This window comes from Proteus sp. CD3 (assembly GCF_008808075.1).
Taxonomy (GTDB): Bacteria; Pseudomonadota; Gammaproteobacteria; order Enterobacterales; family Enterobacteriaceae; genus Proteus; species Proteus appendicitidis.
Genome location: NZ_CP019686.1, coordinates 382651 through 408070 on the forward strand (window position 1 = coordinate 382651; position 25420 = coordinate 408070).

The window sequence follows — 25420 nt, forward strand, 5'->3', positions numbered from 1 at the left end:
TTAATTTTTTTTGTTCTTTTGTTTTTGAAAAATTATGTTGATGAATTGATACTATTCATCTTGTTTTTCTTAATATTTCTTTTTTAATTCGAATAACCCGAGTTATTATCCATAAATAATCTGTTTTTTACGAATTCATAATTAGCATATTATTAACAAGATTAGTGATTTTGAGGTTAATATTATGACGGCAATTATTAGACAATTTTTGAGATTAGAGGCATCAGGCGGTATTCTTCTGATTATTGCTGCTATTATCGCATTGATCATGGCGAATACACCTCTAAGTGCTTTGTATAATGAGTTTTTATCAATTTCAATTATGATCAAATTCGGCGCGTTCGAGCTTGATAAGCCATTAATGCTTTGGGTTAATGATGCCTTAATGGCGATCTTTTTCTTAGTGGTCGGATTGGAAGTTAAACGTGAATTAAAAGAAGGCTCTTTAGCCCAGCGTGATAGAGCTATTTTCCCTGCGATAGCCGCAGTAGGTGGTATGTTAGCTCCAGCATTGGTTTATTTGATGTTTAATCATATGGACCCCGTTGGGCAGCAAGGTTGGGCAATTCCAGCTGCAACAGACATTGCTTTTGCGCTGGGTGTTATGGCGTTGCTGGGCAAGCGCGTTCCAGTTGAGTTAAAAGTCTTCTTATTAGCATTAGCCATCATTGATGACTTGGGTGTGATTGTCATTATTGCGCTCTTTTATTCAAAGAGTATTGCACTAATACCTCTTGCTTTGGCGGGGTTGATAGTGATTGCTTTGGGCATAATGAACTGGCGCAAAGTGGGTAATACGGCTGCTTATTTAATTCTTGGATTCATCTTGTGGGTGTGTATTTTAAAATCAGGTATTCATGCCACCATTGCAGGTGTGATTGTTGGATTCCTTATCCCATTGAGAAATAAAGAAGGTGATTCTCCTTCTGAAGAATTAGAGCACGTGCTACATCCTTGGGTTGCCTATTTTATTTTGCCGCTGTTTGCATTTAGTAATGCAGGGGTTTCTTTAAATGGTGTAACACTTGATGGCATGTTATCTGCTTTACCGTTAGGTATCGCGTTAGGTCTATTTTTAGGTAAGCCGATTGGAATTTTCCTCTTTAGTTGGATTTCGGTAAAACTAGGCATTGCAAAATTACCAGATGCGATTAATCTTAAGCAAATATTTGCAGTATCTGTGCTATGTGGTATCGGTTTTACTATGTCTATCTTTATTGCAGGGTTAGCATTTGATGGCGCGGATGAAGCTTATAATACCTATGCTAAGCTTGGTATTTTAGTCGGTTCAACAGTAGCCGCTGTTGTGGGATATTTGTTACTTCGTTCTGTTTTACCGAAGTTAAAAACGAAGTCAATATAGGGAAATTTATTACGGATTTGAGTTTCTCAACACAATAAATACCGAGTTATATATTTAAACCTACGGTGCAATACAGTGTATTGTGCCGTAGGTGTTTTTATGAGGATTGGATGCAAGGAAAGCCAATCGCACACTAATGCGTTATTACATAGTCTGTGTTTGAAGCACAGAAGTTGAAAGGAAGATAGCTATGCGGGTGTCACATCTCAATTTTAACCATCTTTATTATTTTTGGCATGTGTGCAAAGAAGGCTCTGTTGTGGGTGCAGCGCAAGCGCTGTATCTGACACCTCAGACAATTACAGGGCAAATTAAAGCATTAGAAGAAAGATTGGGTGGCAAGTTATTTAAACGCCAAGGAAGGGGATTAGTTCCTTCAGAATTGGGTCAGCTCATTTTTCGTTATGCCGATAAAATGTTTATGCTCAGCCAAGAAATGCTGGATATCGTTAATTACAGCCGTGAATCGAATTTACTGTTTGATGTCGGTGTTGCGGATGCGTTATCAAAACAATTAGTCAGTCGCGTATTAGAAACGGCTGTTATTGATAATGAGCAAATCCATCTGCGTTGTTTTGAATCTACTCATGAACTATTACTAGAGCAATTAAGTCAGCATAAGCTGGATATGATCCTATCAGATTGCCCAGTGGATTCGTCACAACAAGAAGGTTTGTTCTCTGTAAAACTTGGTGAATGTAATATGAGCTTTTTTTGCAGTCACCCTCTTCCTGAAAAACCGTTTCCTGAATGCTTAGAAGAGCGAAAACTCCTTATTCCGGGGCGTCGATATATGTTAGGTCGCCATTTATTAACATGGATACGTAATAAAAACCTGCAAGTAGAAATATTGGGTGAGTTTGATGATGCGGCATTAATGAAAGCATTCGGCTTAAATTATAATGCTATCTTTGTAGCGCCTTCACTGTATACCGATGAAACTTTTGCTCAGAGTAATATCGAAGAGATTGGGAAACTTGATACGGTAAAAGAAGAGTACTACGCGATTTTTGCAGAGCGAATGATCCAACATCCAGCAGTTCAACGTGTTTGTAATACTGATTTTTCTGAACTCTTTAATGGGGATAAAAAGAGCGTTGCAAACCCATAAGTAGATTGCGATTAAACCGTAGACAACAAAAAACCGGCATAAGCCGGTTTTTTATAACACAAGAAAGCAATATTACATTGCTTTGATTTGTGCTTGCAGATTAGCTTTATGACGTGCAGCTTTATTCTTGTGAATTAAGCCTTTAGTTGCCTGACGGTCAACAATCGGTTGCATGTCATTAAATGCTTTTTGTGCTGCTTCTTTATCACCTGAAGCAACTGCTGCGTATACTTTTTTGATGTAAGTACGCATCATAGAACGACGGCTTGCGTTGTGCTGACGACGCTTTTCAGACTGAACCGCACGTTTCTTAGCTGATTTGATATTAGCCAAGTTCCAACTCCCAAATATATTCTAGCGAGGACAAATACAAAGGTGAAGGAATATGCCTTTTCAACCTAAGTTTGTCAATGGATTTATACAAAATTAGCGTCGTTGTACGCGACACTTGTTTCGTTGTGATGGCGCAAGATTTTATCAGTTAAGACGGGTAGAATACAGTCTTTTGAGTGAAAAAATCATCAAAATCGTGTATATGAGTAATAAATAATAGATTCTAATAGGATCTACGCTTGATTTTATGCGATTTTATAACCAAGAAGTGAGTGATAGTCCATTTTTTGTTTGATGTGAGCAATCAAATTTAAGAATAACAGTGAATCGACTTGTCGAGATATTACTCATCAATAAACATTGATATATTGGGTTACTCTCAAGCCTTTGACAAGGTATAATCCAATAATTTCCACGGTATTGAGCCAGTTATGGAGCTAATTCGCGGTATACAAAATATTAGAGCGCTACACCACGGTTGCGTTCTGACGATTGGGAATTTTGATGGTGTCCATAGAGGCCATCAGGCATTATTGAAACATTTGAAGCAAGAGGCATCACAGCGAGGATTACCCACGGTTGTGATGACATTTGAGCCTCAGCCACTTGAGTTCTTTTTACCAGAAAAGGCACCAGCGCGTCTGACTCGTTTACGAGACAAGATTAAGTATTTAGCTGAATGTGGTATTGATTACCTTTTGTGTGTCAAATTTGATAAACAATTTGCGGCACAAACCCCAGAAGAATTTGTTTCATCACTCTTGGTGAATAAGTTAGGGGTAAAGTTTCTTGCTATTGGCGATGATTTTCGCTTTGGCAAAAACCGTGAAGGTGATTTCCATTTTTTACAACAAGCCGGTGTTAGATATGGATTTGAAGTCGCGAATACAGAAAGTTATTGCGATAAAGGATTGCGTATCAGTAGCACTGCGGTACGAGAAGCGTTACTCAATGATGATTTAGTTCTTGCTGAATCACTACTAGGACACCCTTACAGCGTTTGTGGGCGTGTTGTTCATGGTAATGAATTGGGTAGAACCATTGGTTTTCCGACAGCCAATATTCCTATGAAACGCTTAGTTGCACCAGTTAAAGGCGTTTATGCCGTTGATGTCTATTTATCAGATAATCAATCACCTTTACCCGGTGTGGCAAATATCGGAAGTCGTCCTACTGTACAAGGGAAGGGCGTACAATTAGAAGTTCATTTAATCGACGTTAATATGGATTTATATGGACGTCGTATTGATGTTGTGTTACGAAAGAAATTACGTAATGAACAGCGATTTGCATCATTGGATGCATTGAAGCAGCAAATCGCAGATGATGTGGCTACTGCTAGGGATTTTTTATCGCAGCGGTCGGAGTCATAAACTAGCGGAAAATTGGAACTGAGAATCGAATGAGTGACTATAAAAATACCCTGAACTTACCAGAAACAGGGTTCCCTATGCGCGGGGATTTAGCAAAGCGCGAGCCAGAGATGTTATCACGTTGGTACAAAGAAGGTTTGTATCAAGCAATTCGTCAGGCTAAAAGTGGTAAGAAAACATTTATTTTGCACGATGGCCCTCCATACGCCAACGGCAATATTCATATTGGTCACTCAGTAAACAAAATTCTCAAAGATATTATTATTAAATCCAAAGGGCTGTCAGGCTTTGATTCTCCGTACATTCCAGGATGGGATTGTCACGGATTACCTATCGAACTAAAAGTTGAACAAATCGTAGGTAAACCAGGAGAGAAAATATCTGCAGCGCAATTCCGCGAGGAATGCCGTAAATACGCTTACGAGCAAATTGAAGCACAGAAAAAAGATTTTATTCGTTTAGGTGTTCTAGGAGATTGGGAAAAACCTTATCTTACAATGGACTATAAAACTGAAGCGAATACTATCCGTGCATTAGCGCGCATTATCGCAAATGGTCACCTGTTAAAAGGGGCTAAACCTGTTCACTGGTGTACTGCATGTGGTTCATCGCTGGCAGAAGCTGAAGTTGAATATTACGATAAAACTTCACCTTCGATTGATGTGCGTTTCACCGCCGTTGATCCAAACGCAGTTGCCGCAAAATTCCATGCAACAACAGATAAGCCTATTTCTTTGGTTATCTGGACAACAACGCCTTGGACATTACCTGCTAACCGCGCTATCGCATTAAATGCTGAATTTAATTACGCGTTAGTCTCTTTTAACGATGAATGCGTGATTTTAGCCGCTGATCTTGTTGAAGGCGTAATGAAGCGTATTGGCGTAACAAGCTGGACTGTTTTAGGCGAATGCAAGGGTGCTGATTTAGAACTACTGCGCTTTAATCATCCATTTATGGGCTTTGATGTACCTGCAATTTTAGGTGATCACGTTACTTTAGAGGCGGGTACAGGTGCTGTTCATACTGCACCAGGCCACGGCCCTGATGACTTCGTTGTTGGTCAAAAATACGGTTTAGAAGTCGCAAACCCAGTTGGTCCAAATGGTTGTTACTTGGCTGGTACTTATCCAACATTAGATGGCGTGTTTGTTTTTAAAGCGAATGATGTGATTGTAGAGCTGTTAAAAGAAAAAGGCGCTCTATTACATCACGAAGCCATGCAACACAGTTATCCATGTTGCTGGAGACATAAAACTCCGGTTATTTTCCGTGCTACACCACAATGGTTTATTGGCATGGATAAAAACGGTTTACGTCAGCAATCATTAAAAGAGATCAAAGGTGTTAAATGGATCCCTGATTGGGGTCAAGCACGTATTGAATCAATGGTTGAAAATCGTCCTGACTGGTGTATTTCTCGTCAGCGTACTTGGGGAACGCCAATGTCTCTGTTTGTTCACAAAGAGACTCAAGAGCCACATCCACGTACTTTAGAGTTGATGGAAGAAGTGGCAAAACGTGTTGAAGTGAGTGGCATTCAAGCATGGTGGGATTTAGATATCCGTGAAGTGCTGGGTGATGAAGCTGACGATTACATGAAAACGCCAGATACACTGGATGTTTGGTTCGATTCAGGATCAACACACTCAACAGTTGTTGATGCGCGTCCTGAATTCCACGGCAATTCAGCAGATATGTACTTAGAAGGCTCTGACCAACATCGTGGTTGGTTTATGTCTTCACTGATGATCTCGACTGCAATCAAAGGCAAAGCGCCTTACCGTGAAGTGTTAACGCATGGTTTTACCGTAGATGGACAAGGCCGTAAAATGTCTAAATCTATCGGTAACACAGTAAGCCCACAAGATGTAATGGATAAACTGGGCGCTGATATCCTACGTTTATGGGTTGCATCAACAGATTACACAGGTGAAATTGCGGTATCTGATGAGATCTTAAAACGTTCAGCAGATACTTATCGCCGTATTCGTAATACTGCGCGTTTCTTCTTAGCTAACTTAAATGGATTTGATCCTGCAAAACACCAAGTTAAGCCAGAAGATATGGTCACGTTAGATCGCTGGGCAGTAGGTCGTGCGAAAGCAGCACAAGCGGATATCCTAAAACATTATGAAAATTACGATTTCCATAATGTTATTCAGCGCCTGATGCAGTTCTGTTCAGTGGAAATGGGGTCTTTCTACTTAGATATCATCAAAGACAGACAGTACACTGCGAAAAGCGATAGCATTGCTCGTCGTAGTTGCCAAACAGCGTTATTCCATATCTGTGAAGCATTAGTTCGTTGGATGGCGCCAGTTATGTCATTCACTGCAGATGAGATCTGGAATGAGTTACCAGGCGAACGTGCAAAATATGTCTTAACGGAAGAATGGTATACCGATTTATTCGGCTTAGATGCGTCAGAAACCTTAAATGATGACTACTGGGCTGAATTACTTGCCGTTCGTGGTGAAGTCAACAAAGTATTAGAGCAAGCGCGTACAGATAAACAACTGCGTGGCTCTTTAGAAGCATCAGTAACGCTGTATGCAGATAAAGCTTTAGCAGATAAGTTAAATGCGTTAGGTAACGAACTACGTTTTGTTTTATTAACTTCTCAAGCGAAAGTGGCAGATATTAATGAAGCACCAGAAACAGCATTAGCTTCTGATATGGCGGGTTTAAAAATCGCCTTTAACAAAGCAGATGGCGAAAAATGCCCTCGTTGTTGGCATTATGCGACAGATATCGGTCAAGTAGCGGAACACGCTGAATTATGCGGACGCTGTGTTACTAACGTAGCCGGTAACGGTGAAGAACGTAAGTTTGCTTAATTAATGAAGAAAACACTTTGCTCTACAGGTTTACGCTGGCTATGGCTAGCTGTCGCCGTAGTGGTGTTGGATTTAGGAACGAAACAGTATTTCATGCAGACATTTCGTCTGTATGAATCTGTTGCCGTGATGCCTTTTTTCAACTTCACTTACGCCCATAACTATGGTGCAGCCTTTAGCTTTTTAGCAGATAAAGGGGGATGGCAACGTTGGTTTTTTGCACTGATTGCATTGGCAATCTGCATTACTTTATTGGTAATGATGTATAAAAACAAAGCGAGTGCCAAACTAAGTAACATTGCTTATGCGCTCATTATTGGCGGAGCATTGGGTAATCTCTCTGATCGTCTGATCCACGGGTTTGTCATCGACTTTCTTGATGTTTATATCGGAGATTGGCATTGGCCGACCTTTAATATTGCTGATATGGGCATTTGTATTGGTGCAGGGCTTATTATTATTGAGAGCTTTTTTCCTGATAAAAATGCCAGCCCTCAAGATACAAAAAAGCAAAAGTAATCAGACAAGAAGTTAACTAAAATAACCCCTGCCTTATGGCGGGGGTTACGCTTAATAGAAGGTATTAGTATGGTTATGCAGGTACTCAACGACAGCGCTGTGTTGCTGAATTTCACTTTAAAGTTAGCCGATGGCTCTGTTGCTGAATCTACACAAGCGCATGGTAAACCCGCCCTTTTTCGTTTAGGTGATGAAAGTTTATCGCCAGCCTTAGAAGCTGAATTATTGGGATTATCAACGGGAGATAAAAAAACCTTTACGCTTGCGGGTGAACATCTTTTTGGTAAATACAATCCCGACTTGCTCCAATACTTTATGCCTTCTGACTTTGCAGAGTCTGGTGTGCCTGAGGCAGGCACTATCATGCTATTTACAGCAATGAATGGCAGTGAAATGCCGGGCATTGTAAGAGATGTCACTGAAGATTCTGTAACCGTTGATTTTAATCATCCGTTAGCATCAGAAGAAGTGACATTTGATATTGAAGTTGTCAGCATCAATCCTGAGGAGGAAACAACACATGCAAATACTGCTGGCTAACCCACGAGGCTTTTGTGCGGGTGTTGACCGAGCTATCAGCATTGTTGACCGCGCTCTGGAAATCTATGGCGCACCTATTTATGTTCGTCATGAGGTCGTTCATAACCGCTATGTCGTTAACGACTTACGTGAACGTGGCGCTATTTTTATTGAAGAAATTTCAGAAGTCCCCGATAACGCGATTTTAATTTTTTCTGCACATGGTGTTTCTCAAGCTATTCGTCAAGAAGCTCGCTCACGTAATTTAACGATGCTTTATGATGCGACTTGTCCGTTAGTAACGAAAGTTCATATGGAAGTGGCAAGAGCGAGCCGTAAAGGCAAAGAAGCGATTTTAATCGGTCATGCGGGACACCCAGAAGTTGAAGGCACAATGGGGCAATACAATAACCCTGAAGGGGGAATGTATTTAGTTGAGTCGCCAGCTGATGTGTGGAAATTAGAAGTGAAAGATGAAGATAATCTTTGCTTTATGACTCAAACAACGCTTTCTGTTGATGATACATCTGAAGTGATTGATGCTTTAAATGCACGCTTCCCCAAAATTATTGGGCCTCGTAAAGATGATATCTGTTACGCAACAACCAATCGCCAAGAAGCTGCGAGAGAGCTTGCTGAAAAAGCGGATGTTGTATTTGTCGTTGGCTCTAAAAACTCATCAAACTCTAATCGTCTAGCGGAGCTTGCACAGCGTGCGGGTAAGCCTTCTTATCTGATCGATAGCTTTGAAGATATTGATGAGTCATGGGTGGCTAATGCAAATATTGTTGGCGTTACAGCAGGGGCTTCAGCACCCGATATTTTGGTTCAACAAGTATTAGAACGTTTAAAGACCTTTGGTGCTGATGAGGTGATTGAATTATCAGGGCGTGAAGAAAATATTGTTTTTGAAGTACCTAAAGAGCTTCGCCTAGATTATAAAGTTATCGAATAATCTCACTTAAATGTGATAGTGAATTTAAAAAGCAGAGTGAATAACTCTGCTTTTTTTATATATAAAGTAAAGTTAAATGAATAATCATGCTGTTCATCTCTTTTACTGATAATGACCACGATTTTGTGTGTTTTTCTTATCTTGAACGTTAAATGCTGGCATCAAGTGGATGACATCGCTAATCTGTAAACAATAAATAGAGACAATAAGTATTGTTAAGGAGAAATTTAGTTATGTCTGCAAAAGAACTTCGTCTTGCCGTTGTTGGCGCGGGTGGTCGTATGGGACGCCAATTAATTCAGGCAATTTCTCAACAAGAAGGAACCGTTTTAGGTGCTGCTTTTGAGCGTACTAATTCTTCATTGATTGGCACTGATGCCGGAGAATTAGCGGGCATCGGACATATTGGTGTCACAATCACCGATAACTTGCTGGCTCAAGCGGGTGAATTTGATGTGTTAATTGATTTTACACGCCCTGAAGGAACGCTTTCTCATATTGCATTTTGCGTAGAACAGAAAAAAGGCATGATTATTGGTACGACAGGCTTTGATGATGAAGGTAAACAAACCATTGAAAATGCCGCCAAAATTATTCCAATTGTGTTTGCCGCTAACTTTAGTGTTGGTGTCAATCTAGTACTTAAGTTACTTGAAAAAGCAGCGAAAGTGATGGGATCTTACAGTGATATTGAAATTGTAGAAGCGCACCATCGTCATAAAGTTGATGCACCATCAGGCACTGCATTAGCAATGGGTGAATCTATTGCAGATGCGTTAGGTCGTGATCTTAAAGAGTGTGCTGTTTATGAACGAGTAGGGCATACAGGAGAGCGTGATCCTCAAAGCATTGGTTTTGCTACTATTCGTGCAGGTGATATTGTGGGTGAGCACACTGCCATTTTTGCTGATATTGGTGAGCGTGTAGAGATAAGCCACAAGGCTTCTAGTCGAATGACATTTGCAAATGGCGCGGTTAAGGCGGCTATTTGGTTAAGCTCTAAAAAATCAGGTTTATATAATATGAAAGATGTGCTTTCACTAGAAGATTTATAATTTATTAAATTTATAATATAATGAAAACTCACGATTATTTTTTTTATTGTGAGTTTTTGTTGATTTTGGTTTGTAATTATTTGCATATGTGTTTTTTATATCTATTTTCTCTGTATTCTTGCCTATATTTCCTTTCTTAATGTCAAAAATCCTCTATTTTTCCTATTTAAACGCCATTTTTAAATTAACTTGGTAAGCAAACGGTTAAATTTGTAAGATCGCTGATGTAAATTGTCACTTAGATGACTAATTTGCTAATAATTGATATTTTTTAAATTAAAAAGGTGTTTTTTCTAGACATCTGCTCGTTCGATCTTTAGAATGCGCCCAATTTGCCAAAAATTTGCCCAATTTTATGTTTTTGGCATTGATTTAGAGTCTTAAATCTGAATTAATATGCATGAAATGTGATTTATTATTCTCTGGAGGGCGTTTTGATTAGAAAAGCTATACTGGTTCTAGAAGATGGGACCGAATTCCACGGCAAGTCGATTGGCGCAGAAGGCGCCGCCATCGGTGAAGTCGTTTTTAATACTTCCATGACCGGTTATCAAGAAATATTAACCGACCCTTCTTACTCCCAACAAATTGTTACTCTCACTTATCCCCACATTGGCAATACCGGCGTTAATCGTTCAGACGAAGAATCAGAAACAATCCATGCTCAAGGTTTAATTATTCGCGACTTACCATTAGTGATGAGCAACTATCGTGCTGAAGAAACGTTATCTGATTATCTTAAACGCCATAACATTGTTGCGATAGCGGATATTGATACACGTAAATTAACCCGTTTGTTGAGAGAAAAAGGCGCGCAAAACGGCTGTATTATCGCTGGTAAACATCCCGATACCAAACTTGCCCTCGAAAAAGCTAAAGCCTTTCCCGGCTTAAAAGGCATGGATTTAGCCAAAACAGTCACCGTCAAACAGCCTTACTCGTGGACTCAAGGAAGTTGGACACTAGAAAATGAATTACCAGAAGCTAAATTAGCGACTGAATTGCCATTGCATATTGTGGCGTATGATTTCGGTGTGAAACGTAATATTTTACGTATGCTGGTGGATAGAGGATGCCAAGTTACTGTGGTACCCGCTCAAACGTCAGCTCAAGATGTGTTAGCCCTTTCTCCTGATGGTATTTTTCTTTCCAATGGTCCCGGGGATCCAGAGCCTTGTGATTATGCCATTAATGCCATTCAAACCTTTTTAACCACTGATATTCCGGTATTTGGTATTTGTTTAGGGCATCAGCTATTAGCATTAGCTAGCGGTGCAAAAACCATCAAAATGAAATTTGGTCACCACGGTGGTAATCATCCTGTTAAAGATTTAGATAAAAATACGGTGATGATCACAGCGCAAAATCATGGATTTGCCGTTGATGAAACCTCTCTTCCTGCCAATTTACGTGTGACACATAAATCGCTATTTGATGGTTCTTTACAAGGTATTCATCGCACAGATAAACCTGCATTCAGTTTCCAAGGTCACCCAGAAGCTAGCCCAGGGCCACATGATGCCGCACCGCTTTTTGATCACTTTATCGAGCTTATCGCGCAATATCGTCAAAACCTGCAATCAGTGACAACTAAATAAATCAGGAGCGAAAGAAAATGGCTAAAAGAACAGATATCAAAACAATCCTGATTTTAGGTGCTGGGCCGATTGTTATCGGACAAGCGTGTGAATTTGACTATTCAGGCGCGCAAGCATGTAAAGCCCTACGTGAAGAGGGATATCGAGTTGTTTTGGTAAATTCAAATCCTGCAACCATTATGACCGATCCTGAAATGGCCGATGCAACGTACATCGAGCCTATTCACTGGCAAGTTGTGAGAAAAATTATTGAAAAAGAGCGCCCTGATGCGGTATTGCCAACAATGGGTGGGCAAACTGCACTGAACTGTGCGCTAGAGCTAGAGCGCCAAGGTGTCTTGGCTGAATTTGGCGTCACCATGATTGGTGCAACAGCCGATGCAATTGATAAAGCAGAAGATAGACAACGCTTTGATAAAGCGATGAAAAAAATCGGTTTAGATACTGCGCGTTCAGGTATTGCACATAACCTTGATGAAGCCTTTGCTGTTGCTGAACAAGTGGGTTTTCCTTGTATTATTCGCCCTTCATTCACAATGGGCGGAACGGGGGGCGGGATCGCCTATAATCGTGAAGAATTTGAAGAAATTTGTACGCGAGGCTTAGATTTATCACCCACCAATGAACTGTTAATTGATGAATCTCTAATTGGTTGGAAAGAGTATGAAATGGAAGTTGTGCGTGATAAAAACGACAACTGCATTATCGTCTGCTCTATCGAAAACTTTGATGCAATGGGAATTCATACAGGCGATTCCATTACTGTTGCGCCAGCACAAACACTTACTGACAAAGAATATCAAATTATGCGTAATGCCTCGATGGCGGTATTACGTGAAATAGGTGTTGAAACGGGCGGTTCTAACGTTCAGTTTGCTGTTGATCCTAAAACAGGGCGCTTGATTGTTATCGAAATGAACCCTAGGGTTTCTCGTTCATCAGCACTGGCATCTAAAGCGACAGGCTTCCCAATTGCGAAAGTCGCTGCAAAATTAGCAGTAGGTTACACCCTTGATGAGTTGATGAATGATATCACTGGAGGGCGAACACCAGCCTCTTTCGAACCTTCTATTGATTATGTTGTGACAAAAATTCCTCGCTTTAACTTTGAAAAATTTGCAGGAACCAATGACAGATTAACAACGCAAATGAAATCTGTTGGCGAAGTGATGGCAATTGGTAGAACACAACAAGAATCTTTGCAAAAAGCATTACGGGGCCTCGAAGTGGGGGCGACAGGGTTTGATCCTAAAGTCGATTTAGACGACCCAGAAGCATTAACGAAAATTCGCCGGGAGCTAAAAGAAGCCGGCTCTGACCGAATTTGGTATATCGCAGATGCCTTCCGAGCAGGGTTATCCGTTGATGGTGTATTTAACCTCACCAATATTGATCGCTGGTTCTTAGTTCAAATAGAAGAAATCGTTCGCCTTGAAGAAAAAGTCAGCGAAGTCGGTATAAAAGGCTTAAATGCTGATTTCTTACGTCAGTTAAAACGTAAAGGTTTTGCTGATGCACGTTTAGCTAAAATACTTAACGTAAAAGAGCCTGTTATTCGCCAGTTACGGGAGCAATATCAACTCCATCCGGTCTATAAACGTGTTGATACTTGTGCAGCAGAATTTGCTACGGATACGGCTTATATGTACTCGACTTATGAAGAAGAGTGCGAGGCAAATCCACATCAAGATAAACCTAAAGTCATGATCTTAGGTGGTGGACCAAACCGTATAGGGCAAGGAATAGAATTTGATTATTGCTGTGTTCATGCCGCGCTTGCGTTGCGTGAAGACGGTTACGAAACCATTATGGTGAACTGTAACCCTGAAACGGTTTCAACAGATTACGATACTTCTGACAGACTCTATTTTGAACCTGTCACATTAGAAGATGTACTTGAAATTGTACGAATTGAAAAGCCGAAAGGGGTTATCGTGCAATATGGTGGACAAACACCATTAAAACTAGCCAGAGCGCTAGAAGCTGAAGGGGTGCCAGTTATTGGCACAACGCCAGATGCTATTGATAAAGCAGAAGATCGTGAACGTTTCCAAAAAGCGGTTGATAAATTAGGGCTTAAACAGCCTGAAAATGCCACTGTAACCGCTTTAGAAGAGGCTGTAGAAAAAGCACAATTGATTGGTTATCCGCTGGTGGTTCGTCCGTCTTATGTTCTTGGTGGACGCGCAATGGAGATTGTTTACGATGAAGTCGATTTACGTCGCTATTTCCAAACCGCAGTGAGTGTGTCAAATGATGCGCCAGTGTTGTTAGACCGTTTTCTTGATGATGCAATTGAAGTCGATATTGATGCGATTTGTGACGGTAAGCAAGTCGTGATTGGCGGCATTATGGAGCATATCGAACAAGCGGGTGTTCACTCTGGTGACTCTGCTTGCTCATTGCCTGCTTATACCCTAAGCCAAGAAATTCAAGATGTGATGCGTAAGCAAGTCCGTGAGCTTGCGTTTGAATTAGGTGTAAAAGGGTTGATGAATGCACAATTTGCGGTGAAAGGTAACGATGTTTACCTTATCGAAGTCAATCCTCGTGCTGCTCGTACCGTACCTTTTGTGTCAAAAGCCACAGGTGTGCCATTAGCCAAAGTCGCTGCGCGTGTCATGATTGGTCAAAGCCTTGAAGAGCAGGGAGTTACAAAAGAAGTTATTCCACCTTATTACTCTGTAAAAGAGGTGGTTTTACCTTTCAATAAGTTTGCAGGTGTTGATCCGATTTTAGGACCTGAAATGCGTTCAACTGGTGAAGTGATGGGCGTTGGTGCAACCTTTGCTCAAGCCTTTGCTAAAGCGATGTTAGGCAGCAGTTCTACCATGAAGAAAAAAGGCAGAGCGCTTCTTTCTGTGCGTACTGGTGATAAAAAGCGAGTTGTTGATTTAGCAACGAAATTACTAAAAAGTGGATTTGAATTAGATGCTACACATGGTACAGCCATTGTATTAGGTGAGGCGGGAATAAACCCACGCTTAGTTAATAAGGTTCATGAAGGTCGGCCGCATATTGAAGATAGAATCAAAAATGGTGAATATGACTATATTGTTAATACGACTTCTGGTCGTCAAGCCATTGAAGATTCTAAAATTATTCGTCGTAGTGCATTAAGATATAAAGTCCATTATGACACGACGTTAAATGGCGGGTTTGCGACAACGCTGTCATTAACAGCGGACCCTACGGAAAGTGTTATCTCAGTTCAAGAAATGCATAAAAAGATAAGTAAATCTTAAGATTTTTTTGTTGTTGTAATAATGATCCCGAATATGAGGAGACTTGTATTCGGGATTTTTTATTTTTCTATTTGATATAAAAAAGATAGCCCCAAATAAATTTATTTGGGGCTAGTGCAAAACAAAGAGGTGGGTGCGGATCTTTTTTTTCAAGTAAGGAGTCAAGAAAATAAAATAAGTTAATTTCTTTGTTTTAGCGGGTTCATTTTGTCTTTTTTCGTCGCTTGAGTCAAGAGGGAATTATTTTACGAGATTGAGTAACTTGTTGTTTTAATTGATTTAAATTTGTTATTTACTACGGATGAGGTATAGGGAATAGAGAAATTTCTGTTACTATATTGGCGGGTGCTTGGATCATTTTGGTTCAAGCATTTTGCAAGAGCCAAAAAGAGAAAAGCCCCGAATTCTATTTTCATAAAATCCGGGGACAGACTCAAACATCAACAACTTGATTCTGTCTCCTTTTCCGAAAGGAGTCAATGAAATTGACGAAAATAACCTTATTTGGCATTACGGTTATCTGTGTGACTGTTCTATGTTTTACAATAATTGTAGGCGAACGATTATGTTCACTTAACATTAGTAATGGAAACACAGTCGTTCAAGCTATTTTGATGTGTAATAAATAGCTTGGTTGGAGGGAGGTTTTCTCCCTCCCAATTTTTCTTCAAGTTGTCAGAGTTTTGGTACAAGCACCCTGTCTTTTAAATTATTCTTTGTGATAGTTGGATATAAATGATAATGATTGCTATTTCGTTGCGTGTTTGAGAATATAGCTGATTATTTACTCTGCTGATATCTTTCTATTATGTCTCAACACTCTTCATTCTATTCATATATTGGTTATCAACCTAAGCATCAGCAGGTTGAAGAATATCGCTTTCAAGACCAAATTCTATTACGACAAGGGGTATTAGAAACCACAGAAGATCTGCATATTGAAGAGACTTATCAAGCCGGCTTTAATTTAGTGGCGGTTCATAGTGGAAGTGTGATTAGTGAAAGTGTCAATGGACAGAAAATAGAGATAGCAACACCGAGTATTTTTATTGCTAATAGTGTTGAACGTTATTCTTTATTGAATCAATTTAAATCTGGCGATCCGCTAAGATATACATTATTGCAATTATCATCTCAGTGGCTTGAGCAACAACATATTTTATTACCTCCAATACTGCGACAAAACCAATCACTTATGTTGCATCATCTGACTTTGGATAATACGTTTTTAGCGTTAACCATGCAGTTATTCCAAAATCCGGTTCACGACTCCTTAAAACCACTTTACTACTCAGGTAAAGCCTGCGAATTTGCTTCATTAAGTTTGCAATATTTATGTCATGAACAAGAGCCAGCCAATCGGCCATTAAGTCAGCGTGAAAAAAACAGTTTAAAACAAGCCAAAGAAATTTTAATTGCTGAAATGGAAACGCCACCCAAGCTTGAAATATTAGCAACTCGTGTGGGACTAAATACTCGAAAACTGACTCAAGGTTTTCGTCAATTATTTGGTAATTCTGTTTATGGTTGGCTACAAGAATATCGTTTACAAACCGCATATAATATGTTGCTAAATGAAGGGGAATCTATCTCCAGTGTTGCCTATTATGTTGGGTATACACCCGCTCATTTTTCCGTCGCGTTTCGTAAACGTTTTGGTATATTACCGGGCGATGTACGCAAAGGGCATTTCACGCCTTAATTGATTTTATTAGGTTTATCGGTATATTAATTATCTTTATCGCTTGATTTGTCATCTATTAAACGCTTAATTAATTCTCCCGTTCCCATCTTGCTTAATAAATAAGCAAAATGCATCTAAATCGAAAGTAATAGTCACGCAATCTAAAGTCTTGTTGCTAGAGGGAAAATACGCTTTTCGCTATAGTGCCACAAGATGTTGTGGAGATTATTATGCATAATGAATTATGGGCGTTGTTGCGTCCTTATCGCCCTTTATTAATAGGTGCGCTGTTACTACAAGCTGTTGCAGGTTTTAGCTCTTTAGTACCTTGGTTAGCACTTTATCAACTTATTATTTCTTTCCCTTCTACTAATACGTTCTGGCTAACCATTGCGGTTATTGGTGGCATTGTATGGCTTATTTCGCAGACTATTGCCTTTCATTTAACGCATTTAATGGATGCTAAATTAACCTATCATTTACGGTTAGCACTATCAGAAAAAATGCAAAAATTACCATTGAATTGGTTCGTTAACCAAGGGAAAAATGGTATTAATCAATATGTTCAGCGAGATATTAAAGCATTACATCAATTAATTGCTCATGCACCTGCTGATATCGTGCAATTAATCGTTGTTCCTGTTATCGCTATTATTGTGCTATCAACATTAAATCCTTTTTTACTGGTTTTCTCTCTTATTCCTTTAATCATTGCTTATTTTTGTTTTAAACAAACACAATCATCACGTTATCAAACCTATTGTGAACAGCGTGATAGTGCGATGAAAATACTCTTTGGCGATTATCAACTTCTTGCCGAAAACCCACTTATCGCGCGTCAATTCCCGCATAAAGGCATTATCAGTAAAACAGAAAAAGCCTTATTTAATTTTGTTTTTCATTTTCAAAATTGGGTTAAACGAGTTGGATTATTAGGATCACTTACTCAGCTATTATTAAGTGCCACGCTATTAACGGGATGGCTATTACTGGGTGCAACTATTTTTGAACACGCGTTGCCATTAGCCGATTTATTACTGTTTATTTTATTATTAAGACGTATCGCAGAGCCTGTTATGGCAATGGGGCATGGTGGCGATGCTTTACGTGCTGCAAAACAATCAGCACAGCGAATTCAGCAATTATTAAATCAGCCTGAAATGCAATATGGTGATTTATCGACCGAGACGATATCTCATGCTGTCGCGTTAACAGCACACTCTGTTTGCCTCTCTTATGGGGATAAAAAGATCCTCGATAATATTAATTTTGAAATTAAGAAAGGCGAGTTTATTGCCATTGTTGGATCTTCTGGTGCAGGTAAAAGCTCTTTGCTACAACTGATTGCTCGATTTATGGATGCAACATCAGGTGAGATTTTTGTTGAGGATCAGAATTTACAGGCATATTCACGTAATGCACTAAACCAGATAACCACTGTGGTGATGCAAAATAGTGTGCCATTGCCTTATTCTATTCGCGATAATTTGTTGTTGTTTGATCCCGATTGTAGCGAGCAACAGTTGCAATCAGCCATCAATGAAACCAATTTAACTGAAGTCATAACGAATTTACCGCAAGGTTTATCAACCGTTATTAATGATGAAATTGCATTATCTGGTGGTGAAGCTCTACGCCTTGCCATTGCTCGCGCTTTTATTGCCAATAACCCTCTGTTGTTAGCCGATGAACCCTCCTCTGCACTTGATCCTGATAACGCACAAAAGATTTTTGTGGCGATAAAAAATAAAACCATGACACGAGTCGTCGTCACACATTCACTGGTTTTAGCACAACAAGCAGACAGAGTGATGTTTATGGCTGAAGGTAAATTAATCGCAATGGGGCATCATGATGAGTTATTAGTTAATTGCTCTGCTTATCATGACTTTGTACAAAAACAAGGAGAGCAAAATGAAGACTAATCCCTTTGTTTCATTACTCTTATCTTTAAAATATCCACTTAGTTTTATGGTGTTGAGTGCCATTTTAGAAGGGCTATGTGGTTTATTATTATTACCCATTATTATCTATTGGCATCAAGGACCAAGCCAATATTTATGGATGCTAGCGGGATTAACATTAATTACACTTATTTTTCAGTATATTGCGACATTAAAAGGTTTTCTTGCGGGTACGACGGTGATGAAGATCTTAGTCCAAGCCTTGATCCGTCATTTACCGCGTAGTTTAACGCCACCGCCTCAAGCACAAACGTTATGCTCAGGTGCAGCGATGAGCGCAATGAGTATTCCAGCCCATTTACTTGCACCTGTTATCAGTGTTGTGGTTACACCATTAACAGTGATTATGGGGCTTTTATTTTATAACGTCACTTTTGCGTTGATTTTTATAGTGGCTACATTATTACTTGTTGCAGTGATGCGAATAAGTGCCAAAGGGCTGTATAGACAAGAAGTAACACTGCAAACAGCAGAGGCTGTTGCGGCTAAAACATTGGCTAATTTTGCACAACATCAGGCATTACTGCGAAAAAGTGGGCGAAATTCACTGTTCTCACAGCAATTACAGCAAGATTTACTAGCGCAACATCACCAACAAGTACAGTTATTACAGCGAAGTTTACCTTACCATTTAATTTTTTCTCTCTGTATTCAGGTTATTTTTATCGCTGTGCTCGTGATTGGGGTGATAAATGTTGATGCTAATTATCTTACTTTAGCGCAGTGGTTAGCCGTTGTTGTATTAATTGCCCGCTTTATTGAGCCGTTATTTCAGCTTTCTCATATTGATCAGGCATTAAGACAAAGTAAACAGTCACTCACTTTAATTAAGAATGCGTTGAATACACCAATATTACATAGCCCAATAGAGAGTGATGTACCGAAAAATTATCAGATCCATTGTGAACATCTCCATGTTAATAACCATATAGGTAAAGCCATTCTTTCTGATATTTCAGTCTGTTGTCCCGATAAAAAAATGACTGTGGTTGTGGGGAGTTCTGGTGCGGGTAAAACAACACTACTCCATATTTTAGCTCGTCTTATTGATGCGGATAAAGGGCAAATTCTTTATGGTGATAAAAAAGTTAATGATTTATCTGAGAGTGTATTAGCGCAAACAAGACAAATCGTATTTCAGCATAATCAATTAATTAAAGGCACTTTACGCTGGTCATTATTGCAAGATGAGCAATCAACAGTCAGTGATAAGGATATTTTACAATTACTTAATGCATTAGGTTTATCGCTGACCCAAGCGGATTTAGATGACGATGTGGGAGAACAGGGAGACCGTTATTCTGGTGGGCAAAAACAAAGGCTATGCTTGGCGCGTTCATTATTAGCCGATCCTAAAATCCTATTTTTAGACGAGCCTACCGCGAGCCTTGATACAATTAGTCGTGAAAAAGTCGCGCTTTATCTTGAAAACTTAACATCCACACGAGTTGTGATCACACATGATCCTGATGTTGCCAAACGGGCAGATCACGTCATTGTGCTAGAGGATGGAAAAGTCATTGCAGAAGGTTCGCCTAATGCATTGTTATTATCTTCAACATGGTTCTCACGTTTTTGTGGATCATATTGAGTTTTTCGATCTTCATTCGTTGTGACGTAATATCGATTGGCAATCGAAAGAGATAATTTGGCAATCTAAAATACCCTAATCTCAAAATTGATAGAGTGATAACCATTATCATTTGAATATTTTGGGATGGGTATGGTTTACATTTCTGCTTTAGCTAACTTAGATAAAACACAGACATTATCACCAGTATTAAATCAACGTACACAAAATAAATTGGCATTAACACAATGCGCTATCTTGTGTTCTACCGCATTATTTTCACTTTCTGCCATCGCAAATACAGCAACAGAAAACAATAAAGCGGTCGATGTTTTGGTGGTGACTGAAAGCGCGACACAAAACCGCGATGATCTTGCTCCTGGCGTGAGTACATTAAGTAAAATGGCACTAAAGCCCAGAGAGATCCCACAAACTATCTCTGTGATAGACAGAGAGCAAATAGAAAATCAAAACCTAAACACTCTTGATGAAGTGATGACTCGTGCCAATGGTATTACCAGCGCTCCGTTTGTATTATTAACAACGGCTTATTACGCTCGTGGTTTTCAAATTAACTCTTTTGAGCTGGATGGTGTTCCTGCATTAATGGGAAATATGGCAAGTTCACCACAAGATATGGCGGTGTATGAACGAGTTGAGATCTTAAAAGGCTCTAACGGATTAATGCATGGAATGGGAAACCCTGCGGCAACCGTCAATATGGTACGTAAACATGCACCTTTAGAAGATCAATTAAAAGCAACATTCACGGCTGGAAGCTGGAACCGTTATCGCGGTGAAGTGGATGTGGGTGGACGTTTAAATCAAGCGGGTAGCGTTCGTGGTCGTGTTGTAATGGCATGGGAAGATAAAGATTTCTTCTACGATATTTCAGATCAAAAGACTCGCTTGATTTATGCCACTGTCGATGCGGATTTAACGCCTAACACCCTATTACGTACGGGTATTCAATATCAAACAATAGACTCCATCACCAATATGGCGGGTGTGCCAATGGGGAAAGAGGGGAGTGATTTACATCTTTCTCGTAAAACCTATTTAGATGCTGATTGGGATCGCTTTAAATGGGATACCACGCGTTTATTTACCGGAATTGAACATCAAATTAATGATGATTGGCTGTTTAAAATCAACGGTGATTATCAATATGCTAAAGCGCGTTTGTTGTATGCAGGAGCATGGGGAAATATCGATCCTGAAACCGGTGATGGTGCCATGTTAATGGGAGGAGCATACAAGTTCCATAACTATCAAACCAGTCTTGATACCAACGTCACAGGAAAACTCAAAGGTTGGGGCTTACAACATGACGTGATAGTGGGAATGAGCTACTCGAAGGCCAGTGAAGAACAGCACACTGGGCAATTTAAAGAGCCTCTCAATGTACCTGTCAATATTTATCGCTGGGATCCTCACAGTGTAGCAAAACCACAAATAACAGGTTATTCCTCTCAAGGTGCGACAAAAACGGAACAAACTGGCGTTTATGCAATGAGCCGGATCAAGCTTATAGAGCCTGTTACGCTGGTTACAGGCGCAAGAGCGAGCTGGTGGGAAGTGACAAAACCGCAAGCTAAGTTTACTGAAAATGGCAAAATTACTCCTTATGGTGGTTTGATTTGGGACTTTGCGCCTCAATGGTCATGGTACAGCAGTTATTCTACGGTTTATCAACCACAAACAGGAAAAACGTGGAGTGGTGAAATGTTGAAGCCCGTTGAAGGACAAACGGTTGAAACTGGGATCAAAGGCGCGTTGATGAACGGTGGGCTTAACGTCTCAGCCGCTATTTTCCGTATTGATATGAAAAATAATCCACAAGAAGATCCGGCACATCCTGGCGGTGGTTTTAATACCTATCTTATTAGTGGCGGAAAAGTGATTAGCCAAGGGTTTGATATTGAAGGGACAGGATATCTATCACCATTTTGGGATCTCTCTGTTGGCTACACCTACACTGATACGGAATATAAAGAAGATACTCTTAATAAAGGCAATAGTTTTAATTCATTGGTGCCTCGCCATATGGTAAGAGCGTGGACAAACTATCAGTTACCTTGGGATGCACGTAAGTGGAGTGTGGGTGGTGGTATTCAAGCTCAAAGTGAATATAGCAAAACAAACGGTGAAGTTACGTTACGCCAAGGTGGCTATGCGATATTTAATACGCGTTTAGGTTACCAAATTCATGAAAACTGGTCTGTAGCATTAAATATTAATAACGTTTTTGATAAACGTTATTACTCAAGTCTTTTCTCCCCTCAATGGAATAATCGTTACGGTGAACCTCGTAATGTTATGTTGAATATAAAGGCTGATTTCTAATGCAAAAAGCATTGCTGATCAGTTGTGCTATTTTAGGCAGCGTAATAGGAAGTATTACGCTGTCATTACTGATAGCAACTTTTTATCCCAGCGTAGATCCGCTTAATCGTCTATATGCAGCCGTCTTTTTACCTGTTTTATTTTTATGTGGCATGCTCTGTTTTAGTTTGCTTTCAGTGACTGGAAAGCAGGTATTTTGGCGAGCATGGAGCTGGTGGCCGTTACTTTTAATATTGCTGGAGTTTACTTTATGAAAGCAATATTAAAACGCCAATTTTCACAGCTTCATCGCCAAACAGGCACTTTATTTGGCATCCTATTATTTATTATTTTATTTACAGGCACATGGTCATTAGCTCATGAAAATTTAAATCTATGGGTTCAATTTAAGCCGTTAAATAAAGAACTATTACCGTTAGATAAGCTATTAATAAAAGGCGAATACCTCTTAGGTGAAAACGGTTTTAATAGTGTGAAATTAGCTTCTATTGATCATCCTATTATTACTTTCTGCCAAGGAATGGGAAATTGTTCACTGCAGTTAAATGCACAAACAGGAGAAGAAATTAGATTAACAGAGGTTATCTCTCCTATGGTTAATTTACATAAAAATCTATTTATGGGTTTTTCTGGACGATTATTTATTAGCTTATTTGGTTTTGTTTTTGCGCTATTGCTAATAACAGGCATTGTTATTCATCACCGTAAAATCTATCAATTATTTCGGCTCCGTTTTAATCAAGGACGTAGGTTATTTTTCTTTGATTTGCATAATGTCATTGGATTATTGAGCTATCCGTGGCTGGTTGTATTTGCTTTAACCGGGGCATTATCAGGATTAGGTGCATTTGGTACATTAATGCTGGCAAAATATGTGGAGCCAAATGCTCCAGCGCAAGTGATGATGAAACTTATGGGGCAATCAACCCCTACCTCATTTGAATGGAGTGCATCTTCGCCAAATGAACTGTTAATTCAACTTTCGAAAGAAAAGCCAGAATTTATTCCTGAAACAATTAATTGGAAAAATAAAAGTACTGCTGAACAGCAAATAACAATAAGTGGGAGCAATTTATATTTACCCAGTACTACGAATTTTGAACAGTTCTCTTTTGCTGGTTTAGATAATTATCGGGTTACAGAAAAAACTTCTGTGTCTCAGCAATTTTGGACGCGTACTTTTATTGCGGTTCAACCGCTGCATTATGGGCAATATTTATGGACAGGCTCTGCTAACTTTAGTTTATCTGCGCTTCACTGCTTAATGGGAATGATGGCCTGTGTATTAACTTTTAGCGGATTAGTGATTTGGCTATTAAAAAAGCCCATCAATATCAGTTCCCGTTTAGTGTTAGGAAGTTGTATTGGCTTAATTTTTGCCAGCACATGTTTAATTCCTATCGCTATTTTCTCCGCGTTATCACCGATACTGTCTTTTTTTAGCATCTGGTTAATAACGCTTCTTTTTTATTCTTTTTATTTGCAAGTGATCCAACTTACTTTCCTTATTTTAACCCTAAGTAGTGCGATTTTATTAATAAGTGTTTTTAGCCACTTATTTATTACTCATGCTTCTTTATGGTGGATAAGTTGTGCCTTGCTGATAAGTGCCATTTTTTATTTTTTGATAGGTCTTTTTCTACTGAAAAGAGCGTAATTGGAGTCCGTTATGCAAGAATTATTAAAATCTCGTCAATTGGTCATTACGTTAGGTTTACTTTATCTAGCACAAGGTATTCCGATGGGAATTGCAATGGATGCTTTACCCACATTATTACGTCAAGAAGGTTCGGCTTTAAGTGCCATCGCATTTATTCCATTAGTGGGATTGCCGTGGGTGTTAAAATTTTTATGGGCGTCAGTCGTTGATAATTATTGGTTTACATCATTAGGTCGTCGCCGTAGTTGGATTATTCCCATGCAGATTATCGTGACGCTTTGCTTATTACTCTTAGCATTGATAGGGATTTCCGTTGAAATGGCAAAATGGGGTGTCACTTTATTAGCTATCGCTTCATTAGCCAGTGCAACACAAGATATCGCGACAGATGGAATGGCGGCTGAGCATGCAAGTGGCACTCTATTATCTAAAATCAATGCGATCCAAATTGCGGGGGTAATGGGGGGATTTTTCTTAGGAGGTGCAGGAATGATGATATTAAGCGAGACATTAGGGCAGCAAAATACATTGTTATTTTTTGCATTGATCCCCGCTATTAGCTTGATATCGATTACGTTATTTCAACAAAAAGCCCAATATGAAGCAGGAGAAAATAGTGATCATCCTAATGCAAGTTTATTAAAAACGGTACGAAGAAAAGGTGCAGTAAGACTATTAACACTGACATTACTCTCAGCAGTAACGGCAGTTTCAGGCTTTGGTTTGGCTAAACTATTTTTAACTGATAATGGCTGGTCTTTAGCTGATGTTGGAAAAATGGGCATGATGGGGGGAATGGTCACTCTGTTCTTTGGTTGTGGTGGAGGGGCTTGGTTAATTAATAAAATCGGTGTTTGGCGTGCTTTTTCTGCAGGATTATTGTGTGCTTTAGGCTCTTCATTATTATGGTTTTCACAATCAACAGGAACGGTTAGCCTTCCAATGGTTGCTGTATGTATCGTTTTAGGCTCTTTATCTTCGGGGATCACTTCTGTGGCTATTATGACCGCAGGTATGCGATTCGCTTCAACAGATAATCAAGCAGGTACAGATATGACTGCCGTGCAAAGTATGCGTGATATTGGTGAAATGGCGTGTGCAATGATGTTAGTGAGTTTAACTGCCATTATTGGATATCGTGGTGGTTTTGGATTGGCTGCAATGATTGCACTCTTTGCTTTATTGGTAACGTTGGTAAACGTAAAATATCAAAAGAGATATCAATCAACGGAATAAACTGATTTAGAAAAATAGCTTTAAATTAATAAAGAGCCTCGAGAGGCTC

19 protein-coding genes are annotated in these 25420 nt (G+C 39.5%); 18 read left to right on the forward strand and 1 reads right to left on the reverse strand.

The features are described 5' to 3' along the window. Window positions 1–184: 184 nt before the first annotated feature. Together nhaA and nhaR are read left to right on the forward strand one after the other, a co-directional pair. The gene (gene nhaA, locus BTA34_RS01725; RefSeq protein WP_151434251.1) at window positions 185–1363 is read left to right on the forward strand and encodes a Na+/H+ antiporter NhaA; all 1179 of its coding nucleotides are present in this window, start codon (window positions 185–187) and stop codon (window positions 1361–1363) included. Between the two features lie 190 nt (window positions 1364–1553). Then, a complete protein-coding gene (gene nhaR, locus BTA34_RS01730; protein ID WP_151434252.1) occupies window positions 1554–2474 on the forward strand; it encodes a transcriptional activator NhaR in 921 nt (306 codons plus the stop codon). 72 nt (window positions 2475–2546) lie between these two features. On the opposite strand, the gene rpsT is transcribed toward nhaR, so the two are convergent. Then, window positions 2547–2807, reverse strand: coding sequence for a 30S ribosomal protein S20 (rpsT, locus tag BTA34_RS01735; protein WP_004248964.1), 261 nt, complete (start codon window positions 2805–2807; stop codon window positions 2547–2549). 431 nt (window positions 2808–3238) lie between these two features. Between rpsT and ribF the strand changes: the two genes are divergently transcribed. The 16 genes from ribF (at window position 3239) to BTA34_RS01820 (ending at window position 25371) form a co-directional block, all read left to right on the forward strand. Further along, window positions 3239–4180: a bifunctional riboflavin kinase/FAD synthetase gene (ribF, locus tag BTA34_RS01745; protein WP_151434253.1), complete on the forward strand. Its 942-nt coding sequence runs from the start codon at window positions 3239–3241 to the stop codon at window positions 4178–4180. Between the two features lie 29 nt (window positions 4181–4209). Then, a complete protein-coding gene (gene ileS, locus BTA34_RS01750) occupies window positions 4210–7020 on the forward strand; it encodes an isoleucine--tRNA ligase (protein ID WP_151434254.1) in 2811 nt (936 codons plus the stop codon). 3 nt (window positions 7021–7023) lie between these two features. Continuing rightward, a complete protein-coding gene (gene lspA / locus BTA34_RS01755) occupies window positions 7024–7539 on the forward strand; it encodes a signal peptidase II (protein ID WP_151434255.1) in 516 nt (171 codons plus the stop codon). A gap of 69 nt (window positions 7540–7608) precedes the next feature. After that, the gene (gene fkpB, locus BTA34_RS01760) at window positions 7609–8079 is read left to right on the forward strand and encodes an FKBP-type peptidyl-prolyl cis-trans isomerase (RefSeq protein WP_151434256.1); all 471 of its coding nucleotides are present in this window, start codon (window positions 7609–7611) and stop codon (window positions 8077–8079) included. Further along, entirely contained in the window at window positions 8060–9013 is a 954-nt protein-coding gene (ispH, locus tag BTA34_RS01765) for a 4-hydroxy-3-methylbut-2-enyl diphosphate reductase (RefSeq protein WP_098941153.1), read from the forward strand. Before fkpB ends, ispH begins: the two co-directional genes overlap by 20 nt. A gap of 233 nt (window positions 9014–9246) precedes the next feature. Then, on the forward strand, window positions 9247–10068 hold the full coding sequence (dapB, locus tag BTA34_RS01770) for a 4-hydroxy-tetrahydrodipicolinate reductase (protein WP_151434257.1): 822 nt from the start codon (window positions 9247–9249) through the stop codon (window positions 10066–10068). A 434-nt stretch (window positions 10069–10502) separates the two neighbouring features. Beyond that, window positions 10503–11666, forward strand: a complete 1164-nt coding sequence (carA, locus tag BTA34_RS01775) for a glutamine-hydrolyzing carbamoyl-phosphate synthase small subunit (protein WP_151434258.1) — start codon at window positions 10503–10505, stop codon at window positions 11664–11666. 17 nt (window positions 11667–11683) lie between these two features. Further along, a complete protein-coding gene (gene carB, locus BTA34_RS01780; protein ID WP_151434259.1) occupies window positions 11684–14911 on the forward strand; it encodes a carbamoyl-phosphate synthase large subunit in 3228 nt (1075 codons plus the stop codon). 479 nt (window positions 14912–15390) lie between these two features. Continuing rightward, complete coding sequence (locus BTA34_RS01785) at window positions 15391–15540, forward strand: Hok/Gef family protein (RefSeq protein WP_409283055.1); 150 nt, start codon at window positions 15391–15393, stop codon at window positions 15538–15540. A gap of 179 nt (window positions 15541–15719) precedes the next feature. Further along, on the forward strand, window positions 15720–16613 hold the full coding sequence (locus tag BTA34_RS01790) for an AraC family transcriptional regulator (protein ID WP_151434260.1): 894 nt from the start codon (window positions 15720–15722) through the stop codon (window positions 16611–16613). Window positions 16614–16825: 212 nt separating this feature from the next. Continuing rightward, entirely contained in the window at window positions 16826–18520 is a 1695-nt protein-coding gene (locus tag BTA34_RS01795; RefSeq protein ID WP_151434261.1) for an ABC transporter ATP-binding protein, read from the forward strand. Beyond that, window positions 18510–20150, forward strand: coding sequence for an ATP-binding cassette domain-containing protein (locus BTA34_RS01800; protein WP_265576149.1), 1641 nt, complete (start codon window positions 18510–18512; stop codon window positions 20148–20150). The genes BTA34_RS01795 and BTA34_RS01800 overlap by 11 nt, the downstream gene beginning before the upstream one ends. Window positions 20151–20282: 132 nt before the next feature. Further along, window positions 20283–22475, forward strand: coding sequence for a TonB-dependent siderophore receptor (locus tag BTA34_RS01805; RefSeq protein WP_151434263.1), 2193 nt, complete (start codon window positions 20283–20285; stop codon window positions 22473–22475). Continuing rightward, complete coding sequence (locus BTA34_RS01810; RefSeq protein ID WP_151434264.1) at window positions 22475–22729, forward strand: hypothetical protein; 255 nt, start codon at window positions 22475–22477, stop codon at window positions 22727–22729. The genes BTA34_RS01805 and BTA34_RS01810 overlap by 1 nt, the downstream gene beginning before the upstream one ends. Further along, window positions 22726–24132 (forward strand): PepSY-associated TM helix domain-containing protein, encoded by a 1407-nt coding sequence (locus BTA34_RS01815; protein ID WP_265576150.1) that lies wholly within the window; start codon window positions 22726–22728, stop codon window positions 24130–24132. The genes BTA34_RS01810 and BTA34_RS01815 overlap by 4 nt, the downstream gene beginning before the upstream one ends. A gap of 12 nt (window positions 24133–24144) precedes the next feature. Continuing rightward, window positions 24145–25371 carry a RhtX/FptX family siderophore transporter gene (locus BTA34_RS01820; protein WP_151434266.1) on the forward strand — a complete coding sequence of 409 codons (1227 nt, stop codon included), beginning with the start codon at window positions 24145–24147 and terminating at the stop codon, window positions 25369–25371. Window positions 25372–25420: the final 49 nt, after the last annotated feature.